Consider the following 22,746-nt stretch of genomic DNA (forward strand, 5'->3'; position numbering starts at 1 on the left):
ACAGCATAAAAAAAAACACGAAAATGTTATTGCTCTAGAGAACAATATGTTGTCACAACACCTATTTAACTTGACAAAATTGGCGTATTTCTTTTTTTTTAATACATTTGAAATACATAATTTTCCTTCATGAAAAAGCTAGTTGGCTTCAATATAAAACGAAATAAAAAACTATTAGTTTCAGATATCATAAAATTCTATGAAGTCCGGGGCTATACTCTTGTTGATGCCAATGCGCAAGGAATGACTTTTCTCAGAGGAAGTATCGTTGGCAATCTTCTATCCCTTAATCCTATTAAATGGAAAACTATCGTTGAAATTGAGATTGTAAAAAAGGAACGTTTGGATTACAATATTTATGCTAATTACCAGTTTGGCTCTTTCTTATTTTTTATATCTCAGGAAGAAAATGATTTTTTCAACGAAGAAATCAATGCCTTTTCGAAGGCAATTGAACAATTTGAAGTTGACGTTGAGCAACTTGAAAATTTAGCCAATAAAACTTCAAAATCTAACTTTAAATACATCGCTACATCCTTTCCTATTGGAATAATAACTGCGCTGATTATTATTTTCGCAACTAATCTTTTAATGGAAGGTCAACTGCCAAACATTGCAGCTTCCTGTATTACCGGAGCTTCAATTTTAATTAGTTATTATTTATTGGTTAAAATAAACAGCAAAGCTTAAACACATACCAATTAAAAACGACTTACAAATCCAAAATGGATTTTGGCTTCCTGAAAATCAATCTTTGTATTACGTTGTTTTCCTACAGCATAATTTAAGGTGAAAATCCCCGATTTTGAAGCAAAATTTAACCCAAAGCCAATTCCCCAGGGATAATCATTAATTTTATCCTTTAAGTAATTATTACTGTAATATCCGCCATCCCAAAACAAGTAAAAACTTGAGTTTTGTTGAGGAATAAACCTCAATTCTGCAGTCATTACAGAATATTTCGAAGCTCTAAATGAATCTTCATTAAACCCCCTTAAGGAGTTTAAACCTCCCAGCTTAAAAAGATCATTCTGAAACAAATTCTTTGAATCTTTAAGCCCGCTCTTATTTCTAAGGCGGAAACTGACTTTTTCCTGAATTGGAATGTTATATTCCAAGATCCATTCTGTATCAATTAAGTTATCCGATAAATCGATATTATCGTATAGCTCACTTGGAATGCCGGAATTCTTTTTTGTTTTGTGTGTTCCTGTGGCAATAGAAAAATTAAGGTTCCATCCTTTTTTAGGATTAAAAGAATAATCCAAATTTTCAAAATGGTAAGCAAATCCATACAAACAAGACTTTACATCCGCATAATCAGGAAGCACTGAAGAGCCGGCCAAATGGTTCGTAGTTAGTAATGATGATGAATTTCTTTTAAAAAACAGCTTGCTGAAATTTTTACCCGACTGAGTAAACCGAAAACCCAAATCAATTGCAGTACTTAAATAAGCTGAATCTTTCTTTTGAATATCAAAACCTAAATCAATCCCCAAACCAGAAGAAAACAAATAGGGATAAACCATTCCTAACGACAAGTTCTGACTGCTTTCTGCAAATTTCTGCCAATTAAAGCGAATACTCTCTCCCGCTGAAAATATATTTTCCAAAGCCAACTTTACCTCTCCCGTTAACTCCAGTTTATTATTATCCTTATTTGTCTGAAAACCGATTATTCCATCAAACTGATTGGCCGGTTCCTTTTCAAGATATGTATACAGTCTTGCTTTTCCTCTCTCAAATTCAATCTCTGACGCTTTAATTTCCTTCACAAATCCTAAATTGCCAATTTTTTCTGAAATCAATTTACTGCTGCTTTCCTTATATGTTTTATTTGGATAAATACCCAAATATCTTTGTAAAAACTTAGGTTTTAATTTAGATGTTCCCTTTATTACAATGCTGTCCCACCGAATAAAATCATGAGGTTCAATCTCCCATTCTCCACTTACCTTTCTATTTACAATGCTGATTTCTGATAATTTTAACTGAGCAAAAGGATATCCGTTGTCGCCTAAATGATTTAAAATTTCAGTCTGCAAAATTTCCAGATCAGAGAAACTGATAAATTTTCTTCTTTTATTTACCGACCGTAAACCCAATGCCGATAAGTCCAAATTATCAATTCCACAAAAAATAATTTCCTCCCATTCATATTTCCCCCCTTGATGAATTACTGCAATAATGGTATCTCTATTGACCGAAACAGAATCGACACTGGCTTCCAAATACCCTTTTTGTCTTAGTTTCGAAATTTTATTTTCGAGTCGTTTAAATGCCATTTCCTCAACAAAAAACTTCTCATAATTACCATGCGCACTCTCTTGTACCCCACTATTATTAATGGATGTAACAACTTTCAACACAAAAGATTTCTCTTGGGAAAAGCCAAAAGAAATAAAATACGATGTGATAAATAAGCTTAGAAATAGTTTTTTCATTAAATAATTTCGATATTTCCCAAACAAAAATAATACAGAGAAGGTATAAAAGACAGTATAAATTTAACAAAACACAAATATTTACAATTTGTAGTTTCACAACATTTTTTTATATCTTTTCACGAATTTAGAAACGAATATACTTGACCTTTAATTTTATTACCTATGAAGAAAACACTTTACGCATTAGCAGTATTATTCCTTCTTGGAATAATTTCAACATCATGCGCAGTTGATAAAAGATGTCCTGCTTATACAAAAACAAATACAAGCTGTACGAGCAAAACGGTTTAAATCAAAAAAAAATCTCACGAAATGAGATTTTTTTTTGTCCTTAATTTTCCAATTGCAATCGTTACAACACCACATAAAGCACTCACCTACAGGTGTTAAGCCTTATTTAGGTGAAAAATAAATAAATTATTTTTTTTCACTTTTTCGATACAAAATATTTTTAAAATACATACTTTTGCCGTTGAGAAACAAAGGGTTTATAAATTAAAATTTATACACAATGTCAAAGATTAAAATTGGTATCAACGGATTTGGACGTATCGGACGTTTCGTATTCCGTCAGGCAGTTGCACAAGGCAATATCGAAGTTGTTGCAATTAACGACCTTATTGATGTAGATTACATGGCTTACATGTTAAAATATGATTCTACTCATGGAAAATTCAACGGTGATGTTGAAGTGAAAAATGGTATGTTAGTAGTAAACGGAACAACTGTTCGTGTATCTGCTGAGAGAAATCCTGCTGATATTAACTGGGGTGCCGTAGGTGCTGAGTATGTAGTTGAGTCAACTGGTCTTTTCTTAACAAAAGAATCAGCTCAAGGTCACATCGATGCAGGTGCTAAAAAAGTTGTGATGTCTGCTCCTTCTAAGGATGATACTCCAATGTTCGTTATGGGTGTAAACAACAAAGAATACACTAACGATATGGCTTTCGTTTCCAATGCTTCTTGTACAACTAACTGTTTAGCTCCTGTAGCTAAAGTGTTGAATGACAAATTCGGTATTATCGAAGGTTTAATGACAACTGTTCACGCTACTACTGCAACTCAAAAAACTGTTGATGGTCCTTCTGCGAAAGACTGGAGAGGTGGACGTGGAGCCGGACAAAATATTATCCCTTCATCTACTGGAGCTGCTAAAGCTGTAGGTGTAGTGATTCCTGCTTTGAATGGTAAATTAACTGGTATGTCTTTCCGTGTTCCAACACCAGATGTATCTGTAGTTGATTTAACTGTTCGTTTGGAAAAAGAAACTACTTACGCTGCTATTTGTGCTGCTATGAAAGAAGCTTCTGAAGGCGAATTAGCTGGTGTTCTTGGTTATACTGAAGATGCAGTTGTTTCTAACGACTTCATTGGTGATACAAGAACTTCTATCTTCGATGCAACAGCAGGTATTCAATTGTCTCCTACATTCGTGAAAGTTGTTTCATGGTATGACAATGAAATGGGATATTCTACTAAAGTATGTGAATTAATTCAATACATGGATTCTGTAAAGTAATCCGTATATCGATATACAATTTAAAGCTCTCCTTTTTGGGGAGCTTTTTTTATGCTGTAATATGATATAAAACACATTTTTTTTAGGAACAACCTAATCATAAAAACCATATGTTTGCTTAGTCAATAGAGAATTAATTCCCTATTTTTTATATCATTTTTACACTTAAACTACAATTTCCAAAGACAAGATGTTAGAGAAATATCTAAAACACGAACAAGCAAGGAATGCGAAAGGAATTCCTGCTTTACCTTTAAACTCAGAACAGACAGTTGAATTGTGCAAACTGTTGGAAACTCCTCCAAAAGGAGACGAAGAGCTTCTATTACATTTATTTACTGAAAGAATTGCTCCTGGAGTTGATGATTCAACAAAAGTAAAAGCAGAGTTTCTTGGACAACTTTTAAAAGGCAAATTGAGTTCCCCAATCATCACAAAAACGGAAGCAATTCAAATTTTAGGAACTATGATGGGGGGTTACAATGTAACCGTATTGGTTGAGGCATTAAAAGATGAATCGTTAGCTGAGGAAGCTGCCGAAGCTCTAAAAGGCATAATTCTGGTATATGATTCGTTTCAAACAATAGCCGATCTTGCAAAAAACAATACAGCGGCTAAAAGTGTGCTTGAATCCTGGGCAAACGCAGAGTGGTTTACTAAGCACGCAGAACTGCCTGAAGAAATTAAATTGAAAGTTTACAAGGTAGAAGGTGAAATCAATACTGATGATTTTTCTCCTGCATCTCAAGCATTTACCCGTCCTGATATTCCTTTGCACGCTTTAGCTATGGGAGCCGGCCGTTTCGAAGATGGAATTGAAATTATTGCCGGCTGGAGAAAAGAAGGTCATAAGGTTGCTTTTGTAGGTGATGTTGTAGGTACGGGTTCTTCTCGTAAATCTGCGGCAAACTCATTACTATGGCATATTGGAGAAGACATTCCTGCTGTACCAAACAAACGTACTGCCGGGGTGGTAATTGGTGGTGCCATTGCTCCAATTTTCTACAATACAACTCAGGATTCCGGAGGATTACCTATTATCACTGATGTTTCAGTTCTTAACACCGGTGACGAAATCATTATCAATAATAAAAAAGGTGAAATTGCCCGCAATGGAGAAGTTGTTAGCACATACTCCTTAGCCCCTGATACTTTAGCTGATGAGTACCGTGCCGGTGGCCGTATTCCTTTGATCATTGGTAAAGCATTAACTGAGAAATCGCGTGAGTTATTAGGAATGCCTGCCACAAATATTTTTGCAGTTGCCAATAACCCAGAGCCAAAGATTGATCAGGGGTATACAATGGCTCAAAAAATAGTTGGAAAAGCATGTGGCGTTGAGGGAGTATTGCCCGGAGCTTCCTGTGCACCAAAAATGACAACCGTTGGTTCTCAGGATACAACCGGTCCCATGACCAGAGATGAGATTAAAGAATTAGCCTGTTTGAGTTTTGAAGCACCAATGTTTATGCAGTCTTTCTGCCATACAGCAGCTTATCCTAAAGCAACAGACGTTACAATGCACAAAAGCTTACCTAAATTCATTTCTGAGCGTAAAGGTGTGCCTTTAAAGCAAGGTGATGGTGTTATTCACTCGTGGTTAAACCGTCTTTTGATTCCTGATACTGTTGGTACCGGTGGTGATTCTCACACACGTTTTCCATTGGGTATTTCTTTTCCTGCCGGTTCTGGTTTGGTTGCTTTTGCAGGAGCTTTAGGTTTTATGCCATTGGATATGCCTGAATCTGTTTTGATCAAATTTAAAGGAAAGTTAAATCCAGGTATCACTTTGCGTGATGTGGTAAATGCAATTCCTTATTTTGCAATTCAAAACGGACAATTAACTGTTCCTAAAAAGAACAAAATCAATATATTCAATGGTAAGATCATCGAGATGGAAGGTCTTGAAGACATTACAGTTGAACAGGCCTTCGAATTGACTGATGCGACTGCTGAGCGTTCTGCAGCAGCTGGATGTATCAAGTTATCCGAAGCTCGTGTTATTGAGTACGTGAAGTCTAACGTTGCCTTGATGGAATCAATGATCAAGATGGGTTACGAAGACGCAGCAACTATTCAGAACCGTATTGATGCTTGTAACGAGTGGTTGGCGAATCCTGTATTGCTGTCAAGAGACGAAAATGCTGAATATGCTGCGACTATAGAAATTGATCTTTCTGAAATTCATGAACCGATTCTTTGTTGTCCAAATGATCCTGATGATGTAAAATTACTTTCTGATGTACAGAACACTGAAATTCAGGATGTATTCATTGGTTCTTGCATGACAAACATTGGTCACTTCCGCGCTTGTGAAAGAGTTTGGAAAGGACATACTCCAAGCAATAAGGTGAGAACATATATTGCTCCTCCTACCCGTATGGATCAGGCTGTATTGAAAGAAGAAGCAACTTTTGCAACCTTCTCTCAATTAGGTGTTCGTATTGAAACTCCAGGATGTTCATTATGTATGGGAAACCAACTTCGTGTTCCTGATCATGCAAATGTTTATTCAACATCGACCCGTAACTTCAACAATCGTATGGGAACAGGTGCGCAGGTTTATTTGGGCTCTGCCGAACTTGGTGCTGTAGTTTCTATTTTGGGTAAATTACCAACTCCTGCTGAGTACATGGAAATTTACACCGAAAAGATTCAAGCGGACGAAAAGGAAATTTACAAATACATGCAGTTCGACGAAATGGATATGGAGGATGCTCTTTATCAAAGAAGAGATTTGTAAGCGTATAAAATAAATTACTAAGCCGATGTGAAAACATCGGCTTTTTTTTGCACCATTGTTTTTATAAATTAGACAAAATATCAAATATCATGTGGCAAAACATCATTAATTGGCTCGAAAATCATCTGGCAACCTGTACTTTCCAGAAACACTTTGGAATTGCTTGTCCTGGTTGTGGTTTGCAAACTTCTCTGCTTGCCCTACTCAAAGGTGATATTTGGGAAGCCATACTCCTGTATCCCGCGCTTATTCCAATTCTAAGCATGCTCACACTTTTAATACTGCACTTAAAATTCAAATTTTCATGGGGTGCAATAATTTTGAAATATCTCTTTTTTCTAAGCGTGTTTTTAGTACTAGCTTCTTATGCGATTAAAATAAGTTCAGCGTTTTAAAATCAATCTAAAAAATTTAAATCAAACAACAAACAAGATACTTTGATAACAATTTTTATCTTTGCGAAACAGTAAAGAAATCAAATTCTCCAGATATAACTTTTAAAGTAAAGTTAATTGGAGATTTTTTTGAATTATACCATGAACAAAACGGAAAGAATAAGGGCATTTGTTGAGTTAGGTAATTTTCTATCTCAGTTTTCATCAAAAGATGCAAAACGTGCTGAACACAAACTAAATTCAGCATATTATGACGAATTTGAAGCCTTGATTAACAGAGTCTCAAATGAGAATTTATGGTTCACCCCACTCCATGTTCATGCATCCATAAATGGTATTTGCACTTTTTTAAAAGAGAAAGAACTGAATGAATGGTTAAACCGATACTCTGTTTCTGATAAAAATACGCAAATAAAAGTTGCGGTAATTATGGCAGGAAACATCCCAATGGTTGGCTTTCACGACATGCTGTCCGTATTAATATCCGGTCATTCTTTTATTGGGAAATTATCTTCAAAAGACAACCAATTACTCAATTTTGTTTCAAAACTATTAGTTGAAATCAATTCTGAATTCGAAGAACTAATCTCATTTCAATCTGAAAGATTAAGCGGCGAAAATAAATTTGATGCAATTATAGCTACCGGGAGCAACAATTCAGCCAGATATTTCGAAGCCTATTTCAAAAAATATGATCATATCATTCGTCGAAACAGAAATTCGGTTGCAGTGATATCAGGTAACGAAACCGAAGAAGAATTGGAAGCACTTGGAAGAGATGTATTCTTATATTTTGGATTAGGATGCCGAAATGTATCAAAAATATATATCCCTGTCGGATATAATTTGGTTCACCTTCTTGACTGCTGGAAAAATTATTCGTTTGTAAATGATCACAATAAATATGCAAACAACTACGATTATCAGCGTTCAATGTTCTTAATGAATAGAATAGAACACCTTGATACCGGTTTCGTTCTTCTAAATGAAAATACTGCAATTACCTCTCCAATAGGAGTTGTAAACTATGAATATTATTCCGAAATTAATGATCTGAAAATCAATTTAAACACAAATTCAGAACTTATCCAATGCATTGTAGGAAATGAAATCCCTGATGCAATGCCATTTGGGAAAGCGCAGGAGCCAGAACTATTTGATTATGCCGATAATGTGGATACAATGGAGTTTCTATCACAATTAAAATCAAAATAAAAACATGATATATAAATTTAAAATAACCTCTCAAGAAGTCAAAAATTTTGTTCTTGAAATCGAAATTGATCATGAACAAACTTATTTAGAGTTCCACAATGCCATTCAGGAAACGATTGGATATGATAATTCTCAAATGGCTTCTTTTTATCAGGTTGGAGCCGATGATGAAAGAGGATTGGAAATAGCTCTTTTCGAAATGAATACCGAAGACGATGACAATTTTAATGTTGTTGCAATGGATGTTGCCATGATACGTGAATTTGTTTCCTCGGAAAGACCTGAGTTAATTTATGTTTTTGATTTCTTTTCTGATCGTTTTTTCAATGTTCAGTTAATTAAAAAGGGAATATCAAATGCCAAAACAAAATATCCTAAATGCACTCTATCTGAAGGCGATGCTCCCGAACAAATTAAAATGGATGCAGAAGGTTTTGAAGGTCTTGGATTCGGCGAATTTGAATCTCAATCTGAAAAAACAAAAACTGCCGATGATTATCTGGCCGATTTCGATGACGAATTTAACGAAGGTCCTGAATTTGAAAGTCTGGATGACTACGAAGATATTCTTTAGTAGTTAGTAGTTAGTAGTTAGTAGTTAGTAGTTAGTAGTTAGTAGTTAGTAGTTAGTAGTTAGTAGTTAGTAGTTAGTAGTTAGTAGTTAGTGCAAAATTAAATTTTGCATTCAACATATGCAAAAACCGCAATTCATAACTCGTAATTCATAATTATCTTTTGATGTCTAAAACCCTGATTGTTTTATTGGGTCCTACAGGTGTTGGAAAAACCGATTTAAGCATTAAAATCGCACAACATTTCAATACAGAAATCTCTTCTTCGGATAGCCGTCAGGTTTATCGCGAAATGAGCATTGGAACTGCAGTACCTGAAAAGGAGCAATTAGAAGCAGTAAAACATCATTTCATTCATACTCATTCCATTCACGACTATTTTAGTTCCTGGGAGTGTGAACAAAAAACTCTTGAACTTCTTGCTACTCTTTTTAAAGATAAAAATGAAGTGCTTTTAGTTGGTGGCAGTATGATGTATATCGATGCTATCTGCAATGGAATTGATGAGATACCAACTATTGATCCGGATTTGCGCAATGAAGTTGTTGAGCGTGCCCAAAAAGAGGGAATTGAATCATTGCGCATGCAGTTAAAACAACTCGATCCGGTATTTTACAATCAAGTTGATTTAAAAAATGCAAAAAGAGTGATTCATGCGGTTGAGGTTTGTTTAATGACTGGTAAACCTTATTCCGAATTGAGAACAAACACAAAAAAAAAGAGAGATTTCAATATTGTTAAAGTCGGTTTAAACAGAGACAGAGCAGAATTGTATGCAAGAATCAACTTACGGGTTGATTTAATGATGAGAGAAGGTTTGCTTGAAGAAGCACAAACCTTATTTGAATTCCGTCATTACAACTCCCTAAACACAGTTGGATACAAAGAATTATTTGAATATTTAGAAGGAAATATTTCTCTTGATGAAGCCATTGAGTTGATCAAAAGAAATTCCAGAAGATATGCCAAACGTCAGCTTTCCTGGTTCAACAGAGACAAAGAAATTGAATGGTTTCATCCCGATCAGGAAGAAGAGATTATGCAATATTTAAAAAGGCAGCTTTAGTAGGAGTCAATACTAAACGACACGAATCATTCAGGTCTTATATCCTTAGTAATTCATCATATACCCTACTCCTCTTATGTTCCTGATTTTAAGAGAAGAATTATCTTTAAATAAATCTCTTAATTTCGATAAAATATTGTTTAGACTGGCACTGTTGTGTGTTTCCAAAGAATGGTTCCATAGCTTTTCAGCCAACTGCTCTTTAGTTACTGTTTCATTGGGATGCTCCATTAGCACTGCCAAAGTACTCTTCTCAAACGGACTCAGTTTCTTAATTAACTGCTTCTTATAAAAAAATTTATTTGTTGATAAATTCAGCTGATAACCAGCCAATTCTATTATTTTCGGCAAGCTTGTTTTTAAAGCAAAACGTTGAATGTAAGATACTAGTACTGGAATAGATAAAGGTTTTGGGATATAAGCATTTCCCCCAATGTTTATTCCTTTGGTTATAAAATCATCTTCGGTATGAGAGGAAACAAACAACAGAGGAATTTGCGGGTATTTTGCGATAATATCCTGAGCTTTATCCATTCCGTTCTCTTTACCTATTTCCACATCCATAATAATAATATCCGGCATCAGAGTCTGTACAATCGTATCTATTCCCAGCAATGTATTTTGGAAATGCACTTTATAATTGTAATCGGTCTCTAGTATGGTCGTAACAAAACTTCCTAAATTGAGATCATCATCCACAAACAGTACTTTCAATTGTTCCATTTTCACTTCTTTAATAACTTAAACAATGACTTTTTCAGGAAGAACAATACAAAATGTACTGCCTTCCCCAAGCTTACTTTCCAATCTGATGCGCCCTTTGTGGGCTTTTACTATCTGTTGGGTAAAAGCCAAACCAATGCCATGCCCCTTACTGTTGTTATCTGCACGGTAAAATTCCTGAAAAATTTTCCTTTGCTCTTTTTGAGGAATCCCTTTCCCCGAATCTGTAACACAAATGTGTAACTGTTTTTGTTCCCGAATCGCTTTAATTTCCAGTTTTGCACATGCATCCGAATATTTAAACGCGTTATCCAACAAATTGCGTAAGGCTGCTTCGAAATAAAGTGGATCCACATAAATATCTAAATTTTCAGGAATCGACAGCTTGCATTCAGCTTGTTTATCTTGATAGACAAGCTCCAATTCCGAGAGTAAATCCCTGCACTTTTGCGCCAGATTGAAGGGCACACACTCCAATACGATCTTCTTTTTCTTCGCTCGGAATAATGTCAGTAAGATCTCCATTTTATGAGTCAATTTGGAGACATTGCTACTTGCATTCCTGAGCTGTTGCTGCATGGCGGGCAATTGTTCTTTGCTGGCCAGATAATCCAATAAAGTATAGACATAGGATAAAGGGCTTTTTAAATCGTGTACCATACCACTCACAGTTCGTTCGCGCCACTGCAGCTGTGCCATTTGTTGCTGCAATTTCCACAGCAACCACAGCAGAAAAATGGCGACTAAAACAACAGCGAGTGCCGATATGCCAATGGAATATACCATTCCCCGTAAAAAAGGAAAGGTTTTCAACTGAAAATCAGCAATAAAAACATAGCTCCCTTTTGTGCCTAAGGGAATACGAACATGTAATGTTGAGGGGGAGTTTCCCCATTTCTTACCCATTTCTTTTCCCATATGCAAACTATCCATGGCCAGATCATTTTTCAGAAGCTGCATGCGGTAAGCTTGTATTTTTTCGAATTCGGGAAAATTGTTTTGCAACAATGAGTCAACAACATACAGATGAAATTTTCCTTTCCCTAAACTAATATCTGTAAATGAAGCTTCTATCAATTTTCCCAGTGCGAAATCAGGAATGTAATTTTTTGTGTTAATTTCAGATTTTCCTAATGCAGGTGAAGTGTCCTTATTTGTTTGTTCATTTGTTGTTTCTTTCATTGAAATGGTAGCCACACTAGGTTTGTCTGGATTAGGTGTACTATAGCCTTGCAGAGCATGAAAATTAATCATTCCTTGTAAGGAGTTTTCAACCTCCAAGGTAAAAGCTTGTTTCTCCTGCTCCAACTGCTGCCATAACCACAATCCCTGCGAACCAATAAGTATTGCAAGTACCAGTACGGACATTACACCGAGTCTTTTGAAAAATTTGTTTTTCATAACATAAAGATATCTTTCTTTTCATAAAAGAGTAAAGTTTTCTTTATTAGAACAATTCTAAATTGTGCTTTTTTGTCAAAAATACAAAAGCTTTTCTAATCAAATCGTAGCCAAAGTTTCATTGAATGATTAGGAAGATAGTTAGTTCTGCCAGATCCAACTAAATATTGAACTTGCTTTTCCCCACGCCCTATTTACGCTCTGTCTGTTTTCATGTATCTAAATTGTTTTTTTATTGTCACATAGCCTGTCCCGAACTTGTTTCGGGAGAACTTACCATTATCATCATTTCCCTGTGTGTTGAACGCTTTCTACATGGACGTTTCATTTAATGATCATTATCTCACTTTTTTTGATTAGAAAACCACCTGTTGTTTGATTAGTTTTCTAATTACAAGCAGTTAGAAAGTTAATCGTTTTTTTAGATTTTATGTTCCAATTTTAAAAGAGTTTTAAATGAATACTTCACTTAAAAAAGTAAAAATCATGAAAACGAAAAAAGACAGCAAAGCAATGGAGGTATTAAACCGAAACGATTTACTATCCTTACTCCAAAAAAATATTTATACATCATTAGATGAATTGGTAATTAAGATTACAGAGGTAATTAATATGAATGATATAAATAGTTTGAAAGGAAAAGTTGTAAATGCATTAGAAGGATTATATAATGAAGGTTTAGTGTATTATGATGATGATTTTAGGCAGATTGTCTCAATCGTCAATCTAGATGAAGAGGATTTAATTGCGTATATGAATTAATATATTTTAAATGAGTAAGGAAAGTCTAAGAATCATTCTGATAATTCTTGTTTTGATTGTTTCAACAATTACGACATTTCCCAATAATTGCAAGTTCTTTATGTTTAAACCTAAAATCAGGAGCAGTATTATTCTATTGATTGTTTTATTTCAACTTTCTTCTTGCTCAATATTAAAAAATACAAAGACAAATTATTTTGAAAAAGTAAATGGGATTGCAGTAGAAATGGTTTTTGTTGAAGGAGGTTTCTTTTCAATGGGATGTTCACACGGGCAAACCAATTGCAACAAGGATGAACTTCCTGTTCATCAGGTAAGATTAAATAATTTTCATATAGGAAAATACGAAGTGACTTTTGAACAATACGATAGTTTTTGTAATGATACTGGGTATAAGAAGCCTGATGATAATGGTTGGGGACGCGATAACAGACCTGTTATTAATGTGAATTTAGAAGATGCTTTAGCATTTTGTGAATGGTTGAGTAAGAAATCAGGAAAGAACTATCGATTGCCAACCGAGGCGGAATGGGAGTATGCTGCAAAGGGTGGTAATAAAAGTGAAGATTACTTATTTTCAGGATCTAATAAACCTAATAAAGTTGCTTGGTTTTCTAAAGACTCCTGTGATGAACGAGATTTTCCCAAAATATTATCTAAAACTCATCCTGTTGGAGGCAAACATTCTAATGAGTTAAATATACATGATATGAGTGGGAACGTATGGGAATGGTGTAGTGATGGTTACGATAGGTTGTTTTATGGTGAAAGTCCAATCGATAATCCTAAGAAAACGATATCCATACTTTGTGTTGCTCGTGGAGGAAGTTGGTATACTAACGAGATATTTTCCTTAATAAGTAACCGAGACTCTGAGCATATAAATAAGAAAGATAACGATTTGGGATTCCGTATTGTGTTCTCACTATAAAACATTGAATTAAATAATTTTACAAATATGAAATTTTTTATTGCGATTGCTCTGTTATTACTTTCTAACACCCTACTATTTGGGCAAATCAAGTTGAATTCAAAAGTTATTTCAGAAGATAGTAGTCCATTATTTGGAGCAAGTGTTGTTATTATGAATACCGCAGATTCTACAATAATAAGAGGAACTATTACGGATGAAAAAGGGGAGTTTATTTTCAACGACATTAAAAAAACGGATTTTCTGATTTATGTGTCGTATATAGGCTACAAAACAAAGATGATAGCATCAGCTTTATGGTTGAAAAGCATGAAGCCTATTGTGTTAATTGAGTCTGATAACAAACTGAAAGAGGTTACGGTTACAAAGGCTCGCAATGTTGTTAGAATAGAAGAGAATAAAATTGTTTTTAATACTCAGGGGCTTTCTGAAACAAGAGCAGCATCGAATGCCTTTGATTTGCTAGATTATGTGCCAGGACTATTGGTTCAAAACGATCAGGTTTCGGTTGTCGGCTCTAGTAGAGTAACACTGGTTATTAATAACAACATAACCAATATGTCGATGGATCAAATACTTAATTTTTTAAGATCAGCACAGGCTAGCGACGTAAAAAATATTGAATACTATTTTGTAGCACCCAAAAGATTCAATGTGCATGGCGCATTAATTAATGTAGAGTTAAAGCATGGCATTGAAAAAGGAAAATACAGTGGCAACCTTAGTGGTAACTATTTACGAGGACGAAAAGATTCTTATAATGGGAATTTGAACTTCTCTTTAAGCAATGGGAAATTCGACTTGCAGGGCATTGTAAATACAGATCATAAAGAAGATCTGGATAAACTAGACATATCAACCTTTCTTACCGAAGACAATACGAGTTTATTCCAAAATTCGGATATAAATCATGATAAAAACAAGCAGATTTATAGCCTAAACCCTCGTTTCAATATCAGCGAAAATTCATATATCGATTTGCAATACAGCTTTATTCCCAGCAAAAATAAAGTGAATACTTATAGCGAAGTTAGTTTAAATACCGAGTTGGATACTGTTAAAACAACAAGCAAAAACACAAATAGTGGTGAGTCTGATTATCACAATATCGCTTTGAATTATAAGGTCTCCAATGCTAATTTTGGAATAACGTATTCCAATTATCAAGACCCCACCAATCAGCGTATTTACACTTTAAATAATCAAGCGGAATTCGATTTGGATTACACAACTTACTCCAATCAAGATATTACGGATTTTAATGCTTTTGCCAATAACACAACCCGTATTATAGAGGGAAAATCGAGTTTGGAATATGGTATATCTTATAAAAAAATTGATAATAAATCATCATACGAAAAGGAATTAGAGCAATCTCGTTTTCGCTTATCCGAAGATAGATCCAATGCTTACCTATCCTTAAATCATCAATTTAGTTCGAAATTATCATCTGTTTTTTCTTTGGAATTTGAATACGATAAATTGAATTTTACGGACGAAAAAAAGCAAGAAAAATTTGATGTAGTGAACGATTATTTTGTATTCCCTACCATTGATTTAACCTACATGGCTTCTAAAAATCATATTATAAAATCGAGTTTCACCTCTTTTTCAGATTACCCTGGTTTTTGGAATTTAACACCCAATTCCTGGAGTTTAACACCCTATTCCACAGTAAATGGAAACCCCTATTTAAAGCCACAACGTAACTATAATTCAAAACTGATTTACATTTTTAAAGGCAAATACATATTGGCCTTAACTGCCGATTTATCGCGAAACTGGATTTGTCAGGTTCCATTTAATGGCGACGATGGTTATTCTATAAATTACCAAACGATTAATATCGATAAAAGCGATAGAATTAGCTTGGCAATGGTTCTTCCATTTTCCGTATGCAAACCTATAAGATCTAAATTAACCTCTGTTTTGGGAAGAAATAAGCAAACAGATAATTCGCACGATAATTATAGCATCAATAAAACGAATGTGAATTATTATTTGAGTTTGAATAATAGTATCACTCTCAATAAATCGAAACAAATATTTGCTGACTTAAATGCTTATTACGCCAGTGGCCGTCCACAAGGTTTTTACGATTTAGAAGAATCGTTTAAGGTTGACGCATCGTTACGTATGAAATTGTTTAGCAATGCTTCTCTGTTGGTTTCATGTAAGGATATATTTAATAGTAAAACACCCGATGCTAAAACCCAATCTATAGGTCAGCAGAACGATTTTAAATTCGATTTTGACACTAGAAGAATTAGTTTGGGCTTAGTCTATAATTTTGGTGAGAAATTAAAAATGAGAAAAGAAACATCAGATATAAAACCATCAGATAGATTTCAGCGGAATTAGATTTCATTTTTTGATAAAAAATCCAAAGTGTCAATCTTGTCTAATTCAATCATTTAATAGGAGGCCTCAAGAAAAAATCAGCAAGCGAAAGTGAATTGAATCGACTATAAATTCAAATCTCCCATCAGAAATGAACAAAATGCATTTAGGAACAACGAAGAAGCTCTTAGGAACGACCATTCTGCGCGGAATGATGACTCCTAAAGCCTATCTGGTCACCCCTAAAAGGGAATGATAAGTCCTAAACGGAATGGTCACTCCTAAAACTGGAATGATTACTCCTAAGTACAGAATGGCCTTTCCACACCCAATATGATGATACCACAGTAATTTTCTATTTAACCTTTAAAAAATCATAAAATGAACAATTTAAACGAAAGCCTTGCCCAATTTCTGGTAAGTACCAAACTACTAATCAACAACAGCATTAACAGTTCTATTATTAAATCTACTGTCGCATTGTTCGGTTACGATGAACCAAAACTTACCGAAGCACAAACCTTACTAAATACTGTTGAGGATCTGAACAACACTCAACAGAAAGAGTATGGCGATCAGTACCAGGCTCAAAATGATTTTCAGACTAATCGAAAAAAAGCCCATGACGCTTATATGGATTTGCTAACAATTGCCAAAATTGCATTAAAAAATGATGTGAGTGCTCAACAAAGCCTGGGTCTGAATCATCCTCGTAAAAAAAGCTTTAGCGGTTGGCTGACACAAGCTTTACAATTTTGCAACAATTTAATTGCAAGCCCAAACTACACTGCCACCATGGAAGTTTACGGACAAGGAGTGGAGAAAATACAAGCCGTAAAACAAGCAATTACTGACACTCAAAATTCTGCCGAAATACACAAAAGCGAAACAGGAGAAGCTCAACAGGCAACACAGTTGCGCGACGCTAAATTAGACGAACTTGCTATTTGGGTAATCGACTACAAGAAAATTGCTAGAATTGCATTAAAAGAGCAGCCTCAACTATTGGAAAAATTAGGATTACTGGAAAGGTCGTAACTAAAAATATACCGGTTACCGAAAAGGTTATAGAGTAGGTGTTATTTAATAATTAACAGAAATGAAGAAAATTAATTTCTTAGAAGATCCAAAGGTTGATCAACATCAAGACAAAAGAATGTTTCCTCAGATGTTTAACCTAAGCGACACTGAACTTTCAAATTTAAAAGGAGGAATACTTGATAAAGATGTTCCTGATTGTGATGCCGTATGTTTACCATCAGAACATGGTGGAGGAACTTGCAGTTGCCTAAGTAATTTATGCTAAAATTTTATTACTCAAATTGAAGATCGATTTCTATCGATCTTCTTTCCATCTTAACTTATAAAAATGAATTGGTCTAAATATAATTTTCTTTTTAAGTCCCGACAATACGGATATTTAATTTATAATACGCTTACAAATAGCTTTGCCGAAATTGATGAATCAACATTCAATAAATTTGAAAAACTTAAAAATGACACAAAAACGATCAATAACGATTTTTCCCAAGAGGAAATAGAAAAGTTGCAACAGGCTAAAATAATTGTAAATAATGATTACGATGAATATTTAAAAATCAAACTTAGCAGGCATATTAAAAGGTTCGACAAAAGCTTAATGACACTAACAATAGCTCCAACTTTACATTGTAATTTTGCATGCAGTTATTGTTTTGAGGATGCTCGCCCCAAAGTTTATATGACCGACCAAATCGAAAATGACATTATATCTTTTATTAAAAGGCATACTGAAGTAAAAAGACTCTCAATTACATGGTTTGGAGGGGAACCTTTATTAAGTTTCGATAGAATTGAATCATTAACAAAAAAAATAAAATTACTGGAAATAAATTACTACTCGTCAATAATAACAAATGGCTATTTATTAACTCAAAAAGTTGTTGATAAATTACATGAGTTAAAGATAAGACATGTACATGTAACTATAGATGGCCCTGAAAATATTCATAATAAAAGAAGACCTCATATAAAAGAAACAGATTCTTTTGATGTTATATATACAAATATACTCCGACTTAAACCATTAATAAAAGCTCAAAAGGTTGCATTAACTGTCAGGGTAAATGTGGATCATACCAACGAAGTTCATTATCATGAAATTTACAAAAAAATCAGAACTGACTTTACCGGTCTCGAAGTATCTATATACGCTGGTATTGTAAAGAAATCGTATGGATCCTGTTCTTCTGTTGATGATATACTTATGGATAATCAAGAACAAGCCAACTTCAATATTGAGCAATTCTCTAAATACGGAATCAAAAACTCTAATTTCTTTCCCATAAAGGTTAGCGGTGAATGTATGGCTCGTCAGCTTTATGGATATTTGATTGATGCAAGAGGAGATATTTACAAATGTTGGACGGATGTTGGTAATAAAAAGGAAGTTGTTGGAAATATTTCAAATAACAACGCCATAAACCCAACAAAACTAACCAGGTATTTAACTGGTGCTGATGTGTTTGACAAACCAGAATGCCAGGAATGTTTTTTCCTTCCTGTTTGTGGTGGAGGTTGTCCACACCTCGCCCTAAAGAAAAAATTTGATGGAAACCCTATTAACTTATGTCTTGTCGCAAAAAATAATTTAAAAGAATTTTTGGAAATTTATTATGAAATCATAACAAAAAAAACAAAGGCGATTTAAAAACATTTTATTGTGATACCCCTTAAGTGCACCTGCTTAAATGGTAATTGTTTAAGCAGGCACTATTCCTAATTAACCAAGCAACCTTCCATGAAAAACTTTATTCTTCTTTCATTTGTATTTCTGATTACCTACAATGTATGTAGTCAGAAATACACTCCATACTACTTTTCAAATGTCGAGATCATAAATGACCTTCAATTTTTAAAAGAAAAATGTACAAGTATTCATCCTAAATTCTTAGACGAAAACTTCTCAAAATCGTGGAACAATACATGTGACAGCATTCTAAACACTCTGCCAGACAGCATATCCATTACTGATAGTTTTGTGTTAATGGCAAAACTTTTGTCGGGAATTGAAGACACACATACAGGATTTAATTTCCCTATTGAAGAGAGGCAAAAATATATGTTTAACGGAGGCCTTTGTATGCCATTTACGATTCTGGTTAAAAACAATAAATTATTTTTCAATCAGTATTTTAGTAAAGACCCAAACATACAGCTAAGCGATGTTGAGATAGTATCGATAAACGCAATTGATTCTCAAAAAATACTCTCCGATTTACGAAGTATAGTGGGTGTTAAGAATAGGGAATGTGGAGATCACGCAGTAGAAAGGTTCTTTAATATGGGTTTTTGGATACTTTATGGTGAATCAGAAAAATATCTTATACAAACAGTTTCTTCCGACTCAATTCTTACTGCAAAAGCGCTTACCAACGAACAATATTTCTCGCTTAAAAACCAGTATCCTAATCCACAACAAAATCAATACAAATTGGCGTTTTCCGCGAATAGAAAAGTGGCATATCTATCCATAAAATCCTTTTTGGGAGATGATAATTTCTATACTTTCCTTTCCAACTCTTTTGACTCTATAAAACAAAAAGAATGTTGTACACTAATTCTAGATGTAAAGAATAATCCAGGAGGAAGAAGTTGTGCCGTTGATAGCCTGCTAAATTATCTAACCAATAAACCATACGGTCAATATGCATCTATTGGTATTCGTGTAAGTGATGAAATAAAAACTTTATACAAGACTAAAAATCAGCATTTGTATTCTATTATAAATCAGTTAAATGAAGATGTAATTTACAGCTTTAATGATAGTGCTTTACTACATATTCCTAATCCTAAAAAATCATTATTCGAGGGGGATGTATTCGTTACGATAAATGAGAGAACAAATAGTGCCGCAGCAACATTTGCAGGTGTCGTAAAAGAAAAGAAACTTGGCAAAATAGTTGGTCATAAACCGACAGGCGAACACCTAAAATACTATGGCGATTATCTTTCTTTTAAGCTTCCTCATACAAAATTCGAGTTTTTTGTATCCCCCAAGGAGTTTATCCAATATGGTGGAACAAACTTTAATGCCGGAGTGGAGCCTGATAGGTATCACTTATCAAAAAAATATCATTCTTTAAACTTCTCATACCCCTCCAAATAACAAGTCAGTATTTTCAACAGAATACCTTCAGTAATAGCACCTCATTAAAAAAAAGCATGTAACTTTTGAAAAGTTGGTTCGTCACATACAAATAACATAAATAAAAATTACATGTGTATAAACTCTACGATTATTAGAACTTGTTGCATCCTTATATTTATTTTAACCAGCCACTTTTCGTATGCAAACAACCTGAAAGGATCTGTAAAAGACAATACAAATAAGCCCATCGAGTACTTTACGGTAGCCATTCTTTCGCAACAGGATTCCAGTATCATTACCGGAGGAGCTTTTATGGATGGTTATTTTGAATTTCCAGATCTTAAAGTAAATAAATGTCTTTTGCAAATTTCCTGTGTGGGTTATCAAACAATTACCAAACCTATTGACTTCACACAAAGTACTTTCATCGACTTAGACACTATTCACATGCAGAATCTGGAACTAAGTGAAGTTAAAGTCTTTGCAAAACGTCCCACTTTCAAACAGGTGGAAGGTCGATTGTTTATTAATGTAAAGGGAAGCTCGCTTAGTCAAGCTGGAAGCCTTTTTGATGCTTTAAAAAGAAGTCCGGGTATCATTGTAGATAACGACAATAAAATTTCAGTACTAGGGAAAGGCGCTCCTATTGTTTTTATCAACAACAGAGAAGTTAAAAACAAAGCAGAAATTGAAAGCTTTCAATCCGATGATATAGCAAGCATAGAGATTGATCGGAATCCTTCGGCAGCCTACAGTGCATCGGGAAAAGCTGTTGTGCGGATCAAAACAAAGAAAATAAGCAAAGATCAAATTAACCTCCAAGTCTATAATCGAAATTATTTTGCTAGAAAATTCAGTACCCAAAACGGAATACAACTCAACAGTAAAATCAACAAAACGACAGGGTCAATTAATTATTCACACCAAAACTTCAAGTCAAAAAACTACGAAGATGCATATGAAATAAATACTCAAGAGTATTACACCATATCAAACAATAACTCAACTATTCGAATTCCAAAAACAAGAAAACACAATCTATTTGTATCCCTCAACCAAGAAATTAATAAAAAGAATAATCTTGGCTTTCAATATTCTTACATTTCGGATGACAGGGATCAGAAATATAATGCAGATCAACTCATCAGTAAAACCAATAAAAAAGAAACCATACGTAAAATTCTTAAAAATACTAATGGAAAGAATGATTTACAAACCTACAATTTGAACTATGAATACCGAATCGACAGTCTTCGATCCTTATCGGCAATTGCAGACTATACGAGGTCAAAAAGTAAATCAGACGAAGACATCAACGAACAAAACATTACCAAAGTTTCCTTTTTAAACACCCTACTCTACAACCAAAACAATTACGATATTTACAGCGGTAAAATTGATTACAAAACACCGGTTTTAAAAACAATTAGCTTACAAACTGGAATAAAGCTATCGAAAGTGAAAAACAATGGAAAATCCATTTCAACAGATCAGGATTCCAATTTAGAAAATTACAATACTGAAGATAAAATTGATGACCGAATCACTGCAGCTTATTTTACTTTAAGCCATAAAATTAATCAGATAAATATTCATGGAGGTCTTCGTTACGAATACACCGATACCGAGATCCGTTCCAGTGGAGCAACAATTTTAGATTCCACGTATATTGGTTGGTTTCCTTCCTTTTTAATCAATAAAAAATTATCCGATTACTTAGATCTTACTTTTAGCTATTCCAAAAAGATTGATCGCCCAAGTTTTAATGAATTAAGTACTGATGTCTCCTATTTCGATTCTCTTTCCTATGGCGTAGGAAATCCGGCTATAAAACCAAGCATTAACCACAATATTGATGTTACCTTAGGTTTGATTCACGGACTTTCAGTAAATATGGGATACCGTTATGAGAAAAATGCTCGGATTATGGGTGCTATTAATGATAATACAAATCCAGACATCGTAAAATATACACCTGTAAACATTAATAAAGCAGAGTATCTTTCTGCCAATATAGATTACAACTATTCTGGGAAAAAATTAAATAGTACCATAAGTTTATTAGGAGAAAAGCCTTTTATGGATATTCCCTATTTGGGAGAGATTCGAAAAATTAGAAAAGCATCTTGGTATTTTCAAATAAATAACGACTATTCTATTACCGAAAGAACTAGTATTTTTGCCAACTTCTACTATAATAGTAAAAGCGAAGAATTAATGACCCAATACGACAGAACCTATAAATTATCTTTAGGTTTTAATACTTTTTTCTTTGACAAAAAGCTACAATTATCGCTCTTGGCGAATGATATCTTAAACTCTTCGGACAATGCGTGGGAAGACAAATACGGCAACATTACAGCCGGATCAATTCCTGACCATGACAACACGTGGGTACGATTTTCTATCCAATACAATTTTAATGATTTTAAAGGAGGAGCAAGTAAAAAATCGGCAAGCGAAAGCGAACTAAACCGCTTATAAATATACAGGAGTCCCTTGC

18 protein-coding genes are annotated in these 22,746 nt (G+C 34.2%); 15 read left to right on the forward strand and 3 right to left on the reverse strand.

The window, feature by feature from the left end; all coding sequences use genetic code 11:
* Nucleotides 1-129 precede the first annotated feature (129 nt).
* Complete coding sequence (locus tag ACHZAX_RS15240) at nucleotides 130-690, forward strand: hypothetical protein (protein WP_320019728.1); 561 nt, start codon at nucleotides 130-132, stop codon at nucleotides 688-690.
* Between the two features lie 11 nt (nucleotides 691-701).
* On the opposite strand, the gene ACHZAX_RS15245 is transcribed toward ACHZAX_RS15240, so the two are convergent.
* Nucleotides 702-2,444, reverse strand: coding sequence for a BamA/TamA family outer membrane protein (locus tag ACHZAX_RS15245; protein WP_320019729.1), 1,743 nt, complete (start codon nucleotides 2,442-2,444; stop codon nucleotides 702-704).
* Between the two features lie 514 nt (nucleotides 2,445-2,958).
* Here ACHZAX_RS15245 and gap point away from each other — a divergent pair.
* The 6 genes from gap (at nucleotide 2,959) to miaA (ending at nucleotide 9,957) form a co-directional block, all read left to right on the forward strand.
* Nucleotides 2,959-3,966, forward strand: a complete 1,008-nt coding sequence (gene gap, locus ACHZAX_RS15250) for a type I glyceraldehyde-3-phosphate dehydrogenase (protein WP_101308791.1) — start codon at nucleotides 2,959-2,961, stop codon at nucleotides 3,964-3,966.
* A gap of 190 nt (nucleotides 3,967-4,156) precedes the next feature.
* Nucleotides 4,157-6,709, forward strand: a complete 2,553-nt coding sequence (locus tag ACHZAX_RS15255; protein ID WP_320019730.1) for a bifunctional aconitate hydratase 2/2-methylisocitrate dehydratase — start codon at nucleotides 4,157-4,159, stop codon at nucleotides 6,707-6,709.
* 89 nt (nucleotides 6,710-6,798) lie between these two features.
* Nucleotides 6,799-7,104 carry a DUF2752 domain-containing protein gene (locus ACHZAX_RS15260; RefSeq protein ID WP_320019731.1) on the forward strand — a complete coding sequence of 102 codons (306 nt, stop codon included), beginning with the start codon at nucleotides 6,799-6,801 and terminating at the stop codon, nucleotides 7,102-7,104.
* A 117-nt stretch (nucleotides 7,105-7,221) separates the two neighbouring features.
* Nucleotides 7,222-8,319: an acyl-CoA reductase gene (locus ACHZAX_RS15265; protein ID WP_320019732.1), complete on the forward strand. Its 1,098-nt coding sequence runs from the start codon at nucleotides 7,222-7,224 to the stop codon at nucleotides 8,317-8,319.
* A 4-nt stretch (nucleotides 8,320-8,323) separates the two neighbouring features.
* Nucleotides 8,324-8,893 carry an IS1096 element passenger TnpR family protein gene (locus tag ACHZAX_RS15270; protein ID WP_320019733.1) on the forward strand — a complete coding sequence of 190 codons (570 nt, stop codon included), beginning with the start codon at nucleotides 8,324-8,326 and terminating at the stop codon, nucleotides 8,891-8,893.
* Between the two features lie 164 nt (nucleotides 8,894-9,057).
* On the forward strand, nucleotides 9,058-9,957 hold the full coding sequence (gene miaA / locus ACHZAX_RS15275) for a tRNA (adenosine(37)-N6)-dimethylallyltransferase MiaA (protein WP_320019734.1): 900 nt from the start codon (nucleotides 9,058-9,060) through the stop codon (nucleotides 9,955-9,957).
* A 45-nt stretch (nucleotides 9,958-10,002) separates the two neighbouring features.
* Here miaA and ACHZAX_RS15280 read toward each other — a convergent pair whose 3' ends face one another.
* Both ACHZAX_RS15280 and ACHZAX_RS15285 read right to left on the reverse strand, forming a co-directional pair.
* Nucleotides 10,003-10,680 (reverse strand): response regulator transcription factor, encoded by a 678-nt coding sequence (locus ACHZAX_RS15280; protein WP_320019735.1) that lies wholly within the window; start codon nucleotides 10,678-10,680, stop codon nucleotides 10,003-10,005.
* Nucleotides 10,681-10,698: 18 nt separating this feature from the next.
* Complete coding sequence (locus tag ACHZAX_RS15285; protein WP_320019736.1) at nucleotides 10,699-12,048, reverse strand: sensor histidine kinase; 1,350 nt, start codon at nucleotides 12,046-12,048, stop codon at nucleotides 10,699-10,701.
* A 489-nt stretch (nucleotides 12,049-12,537) separates the two neighbouring features.
* Here ACHZAX_RS15285 and ACHZAX_RS15290 point away from each other — a divergent pair, with 489 nt between their 5' ends.
* The 8 genes from ACHZAX_RS15290 to ACHZAX_RS15325 all read left to right on the forward strand — a co-directional run bounded on the left by ACHZAX_RS15290 (nucleotide 12,538) and on the right by ACHZAX_RS15325 (nucleotide 22,727).
* Nucleotides 12,538-12,843, forward strand: coding sequence for a hypothetical protein (locus ACHZAX_RS15290; RefSeq protein WP_394698285.1), 306 nt, complete (start codon nucleotides 12,538-12,540; stop codon nucleotides 12,841-12,843).
* A 10-nt stretch (nucleotides 12,844-12,853) separates the two neighbouring features.
* Entirely contained in the window at nucleotides 12,854-13,774 is a 921-nt protein-coding gene (locus ACHZAX_RS15295) for a formylglycine-generating enzyme family protein (RefSeq protein ID WP_320019738.1), read from the forward strand.
* Nucleotides 13,775-13,801: 27 nt separating this feature from the next.
* A complete protein-coding gene (locus tag ACHZAX_RS15300) occupies nucleotides 13,802-16,135 on the forward strand; it encodes an outer membrane beta-barrel protein (protein ID WP_320019739.1) in 2,334 nt (777 codons plus the stop codon).
* Between the two features lie 360 nt (nucleotides 16,136-16,495).
* On the forward strand, nucleotides 16,496-17,152 hold the full coding sequence (locus tag ACHZAX_RS15305; RefSeq protein WP_101308802.1) for a PQLLE family protein: 657 nt from the start codon (nucleotides 16,496-16,498) through the stop codon (nucleotides 17,150-17,152).
* 61 nt (nucleotides 17,153-17,213) lie between these two features.
* On the forward strand, nucleotides 17,214-17,420 hold the full coding sequence (locus ACHZAX_RS15310; RefSeq protein ID WP_101308803.1) for a hypothetical protein: 207 nt from the start codon (nucleotides 17,214-17,216) through the stop codon (nucleotides 17,418-17,420).
* Nucleotides 17,421-17,483: 63 nt separating this feature from the next.
* Nucleotides 17,484-18,803, forward strand: a complete 1,320-nt coding sequence (locus ACHZAX_RS15315) for a radical SAM/SPASM domain-containing protein (RefSeq protein ID WP_101308804.1) — start codon at nucleotides 17,484-17,486, stop codon at nucleotides 18,801-18,803.
* Nucleotides 18,804-18,893: 90 nt separating this feature from the next.
* Nucleotides 18,894-20,261: a S41 family peptidase gene (locus ACHZAX_RS15320; protein WP_320019740.1), complete on the forward strand. Its 1,368-nt coding sequence runs from the start codon at nucleotides 18,894-18,896 to the stop codon at nucleotides 20,259-20,261.
* 111 nt (nucleotides 20,262-20,372) lie between these two features.
* Nucleotides 20,373-22,727, forward strand: coding sequence for a TonB-dependent receptor (locus tag ACHZAX_RS15325; RefSeq protein ID WP_320019741.1), 2,355 nt, complete (start codon nucleotides 20,373-20,375; stop codon nucleotides 22,725-22,727).
* Nucleotides 22,728-22,746: the final 19 nt, after the last annotated feature.

This window comes from Labilibaculum manganireducens (assembly GCF_963665805.2).
GTDB classification, from domain to species: domain Bacteria; phylum Bacteroidota; class Bacteroidia; order Bacteroidales; family Marinifilaceae; genus Labilibaculum; species Labilibaculum manganireducens.

Bases quoted from the DNA above. Each gene is read 5' to 3' on its own strand.
- ACHZAX_RS15240 (WP_320019728.1), top strand. From the start codon at position 130: ATGAAAAAGCTAGTTGGCTTCAATATAAAACGAAATAAAAAACTATTA.
- ACHZAX_RS15300 (WP_320019739.1), top strand. From the start codon at position 13,802: ATGAAATTTTTTATTGCGATTGCTCTGTTATTACTTTCTAACACCCTA.
- ACHZAX_RS15280 (WP_320019735.1), bottom strand. From the start codon at position 10,680: ATGGAACAATTGAAAGTACTGTTTGTGGATGATGATCTCAATTTAGGA.
- ACHZAX_RS15310 (WP_101308803.1), top strand. From the start codon at position 17,214: ATGAAGAAAATTAATTTCTTAGAAGATCCAAAGGTTGATCAACATCAA.
- ACHZAX_RS15325 (WP_320019741.1), top strand. From the start codon at position 20,373: ATGTGTATAAACTCTACGATTATTAGAACTTGTTGCATCCTTATATTT.
- ACHZAX_RS15285 (WP_320019736.1), bottom strand. From the start codon at position 12,048: ATGTCCGTACTGGTACTTGCAATACTTATTGGTTCGCAGGGATTGTGG.
- ACHZAX_RS15290 (WP_394698285.1), top strand. From the start codon at position 12,538: ATGAATACTTCACTTAAAAAAGTAAAAATCATGAAAACGAAAAAAGAC.
- ACHZAX_RS15315 (WP_101308804.1), top strand. From the start codon at position 17,484: ATGAATTGGTCTAAATATAATTTTCTTTTTAAGTCCCGACAATACGGA.
- ACHZAX_RS15270 (WP_320019733.1), top strand. From the start codon at position 8,324: ATGATATATAAATTTAAAATAACCTCTCAAGAAGTCAAAAATTTTGTT.
- ACHZAX_RS15295 (WP_320019738.1), top strand. From the start codon at position 12,854: ATGAGTAAGGAAAGTCTAAGAATCATTCTGATAATTCTTGTTTTGATT.
- gap (WP_101308791.1), top strand. From the start codon at position 2,959: ATGTCAAAGATTAAAATTGGTATCAACGGATTTGGACGTATCGGACGT.
- ACHZAX_RS15260 (WP_320019731.1), top strand. From the start codon at position 6,799: ATGTGGCAAAACATCATTAATTGGCTCGAAAATCATCTGGCAACCTGT.
- miaA (WP_320019734.1), top strand. From the start codon at position 9,058: ATGTCTAAAACCCTGATTGTTTTATTGGGTCCTACAGGTGTTGGAAAA.
- ACHZAX_RS15245 (WP_320019729.1), bottom strand. From the start codon at position 2,444: ATGAAAAAACTATTTCTAAGCTTATTTATCACATCGTATTTTATTTCT.
- ACHZAX_RS15320 (WP_320019740.1), top strand. From the start codon at position 18,894: ATGAAAAACTTTATTCTTCTTTCATTTGTATTTCTGATTACCTACAAT.
- ACHZAX_RS15255 (WP_320019730.1), top strand. From the start codon at position 4,157: ATGTTAGAGAAATATCTAAAACACGAACAAGCAAGGAATGCGAAAGGA.
- ACHZAX_RS15305 (WP_101308802.1), top strand. From the start codon at position 16,496: ATGAACAATTTAAACGAAAGCCTTGCCCAATTTCTGGTAAGTACCAAA.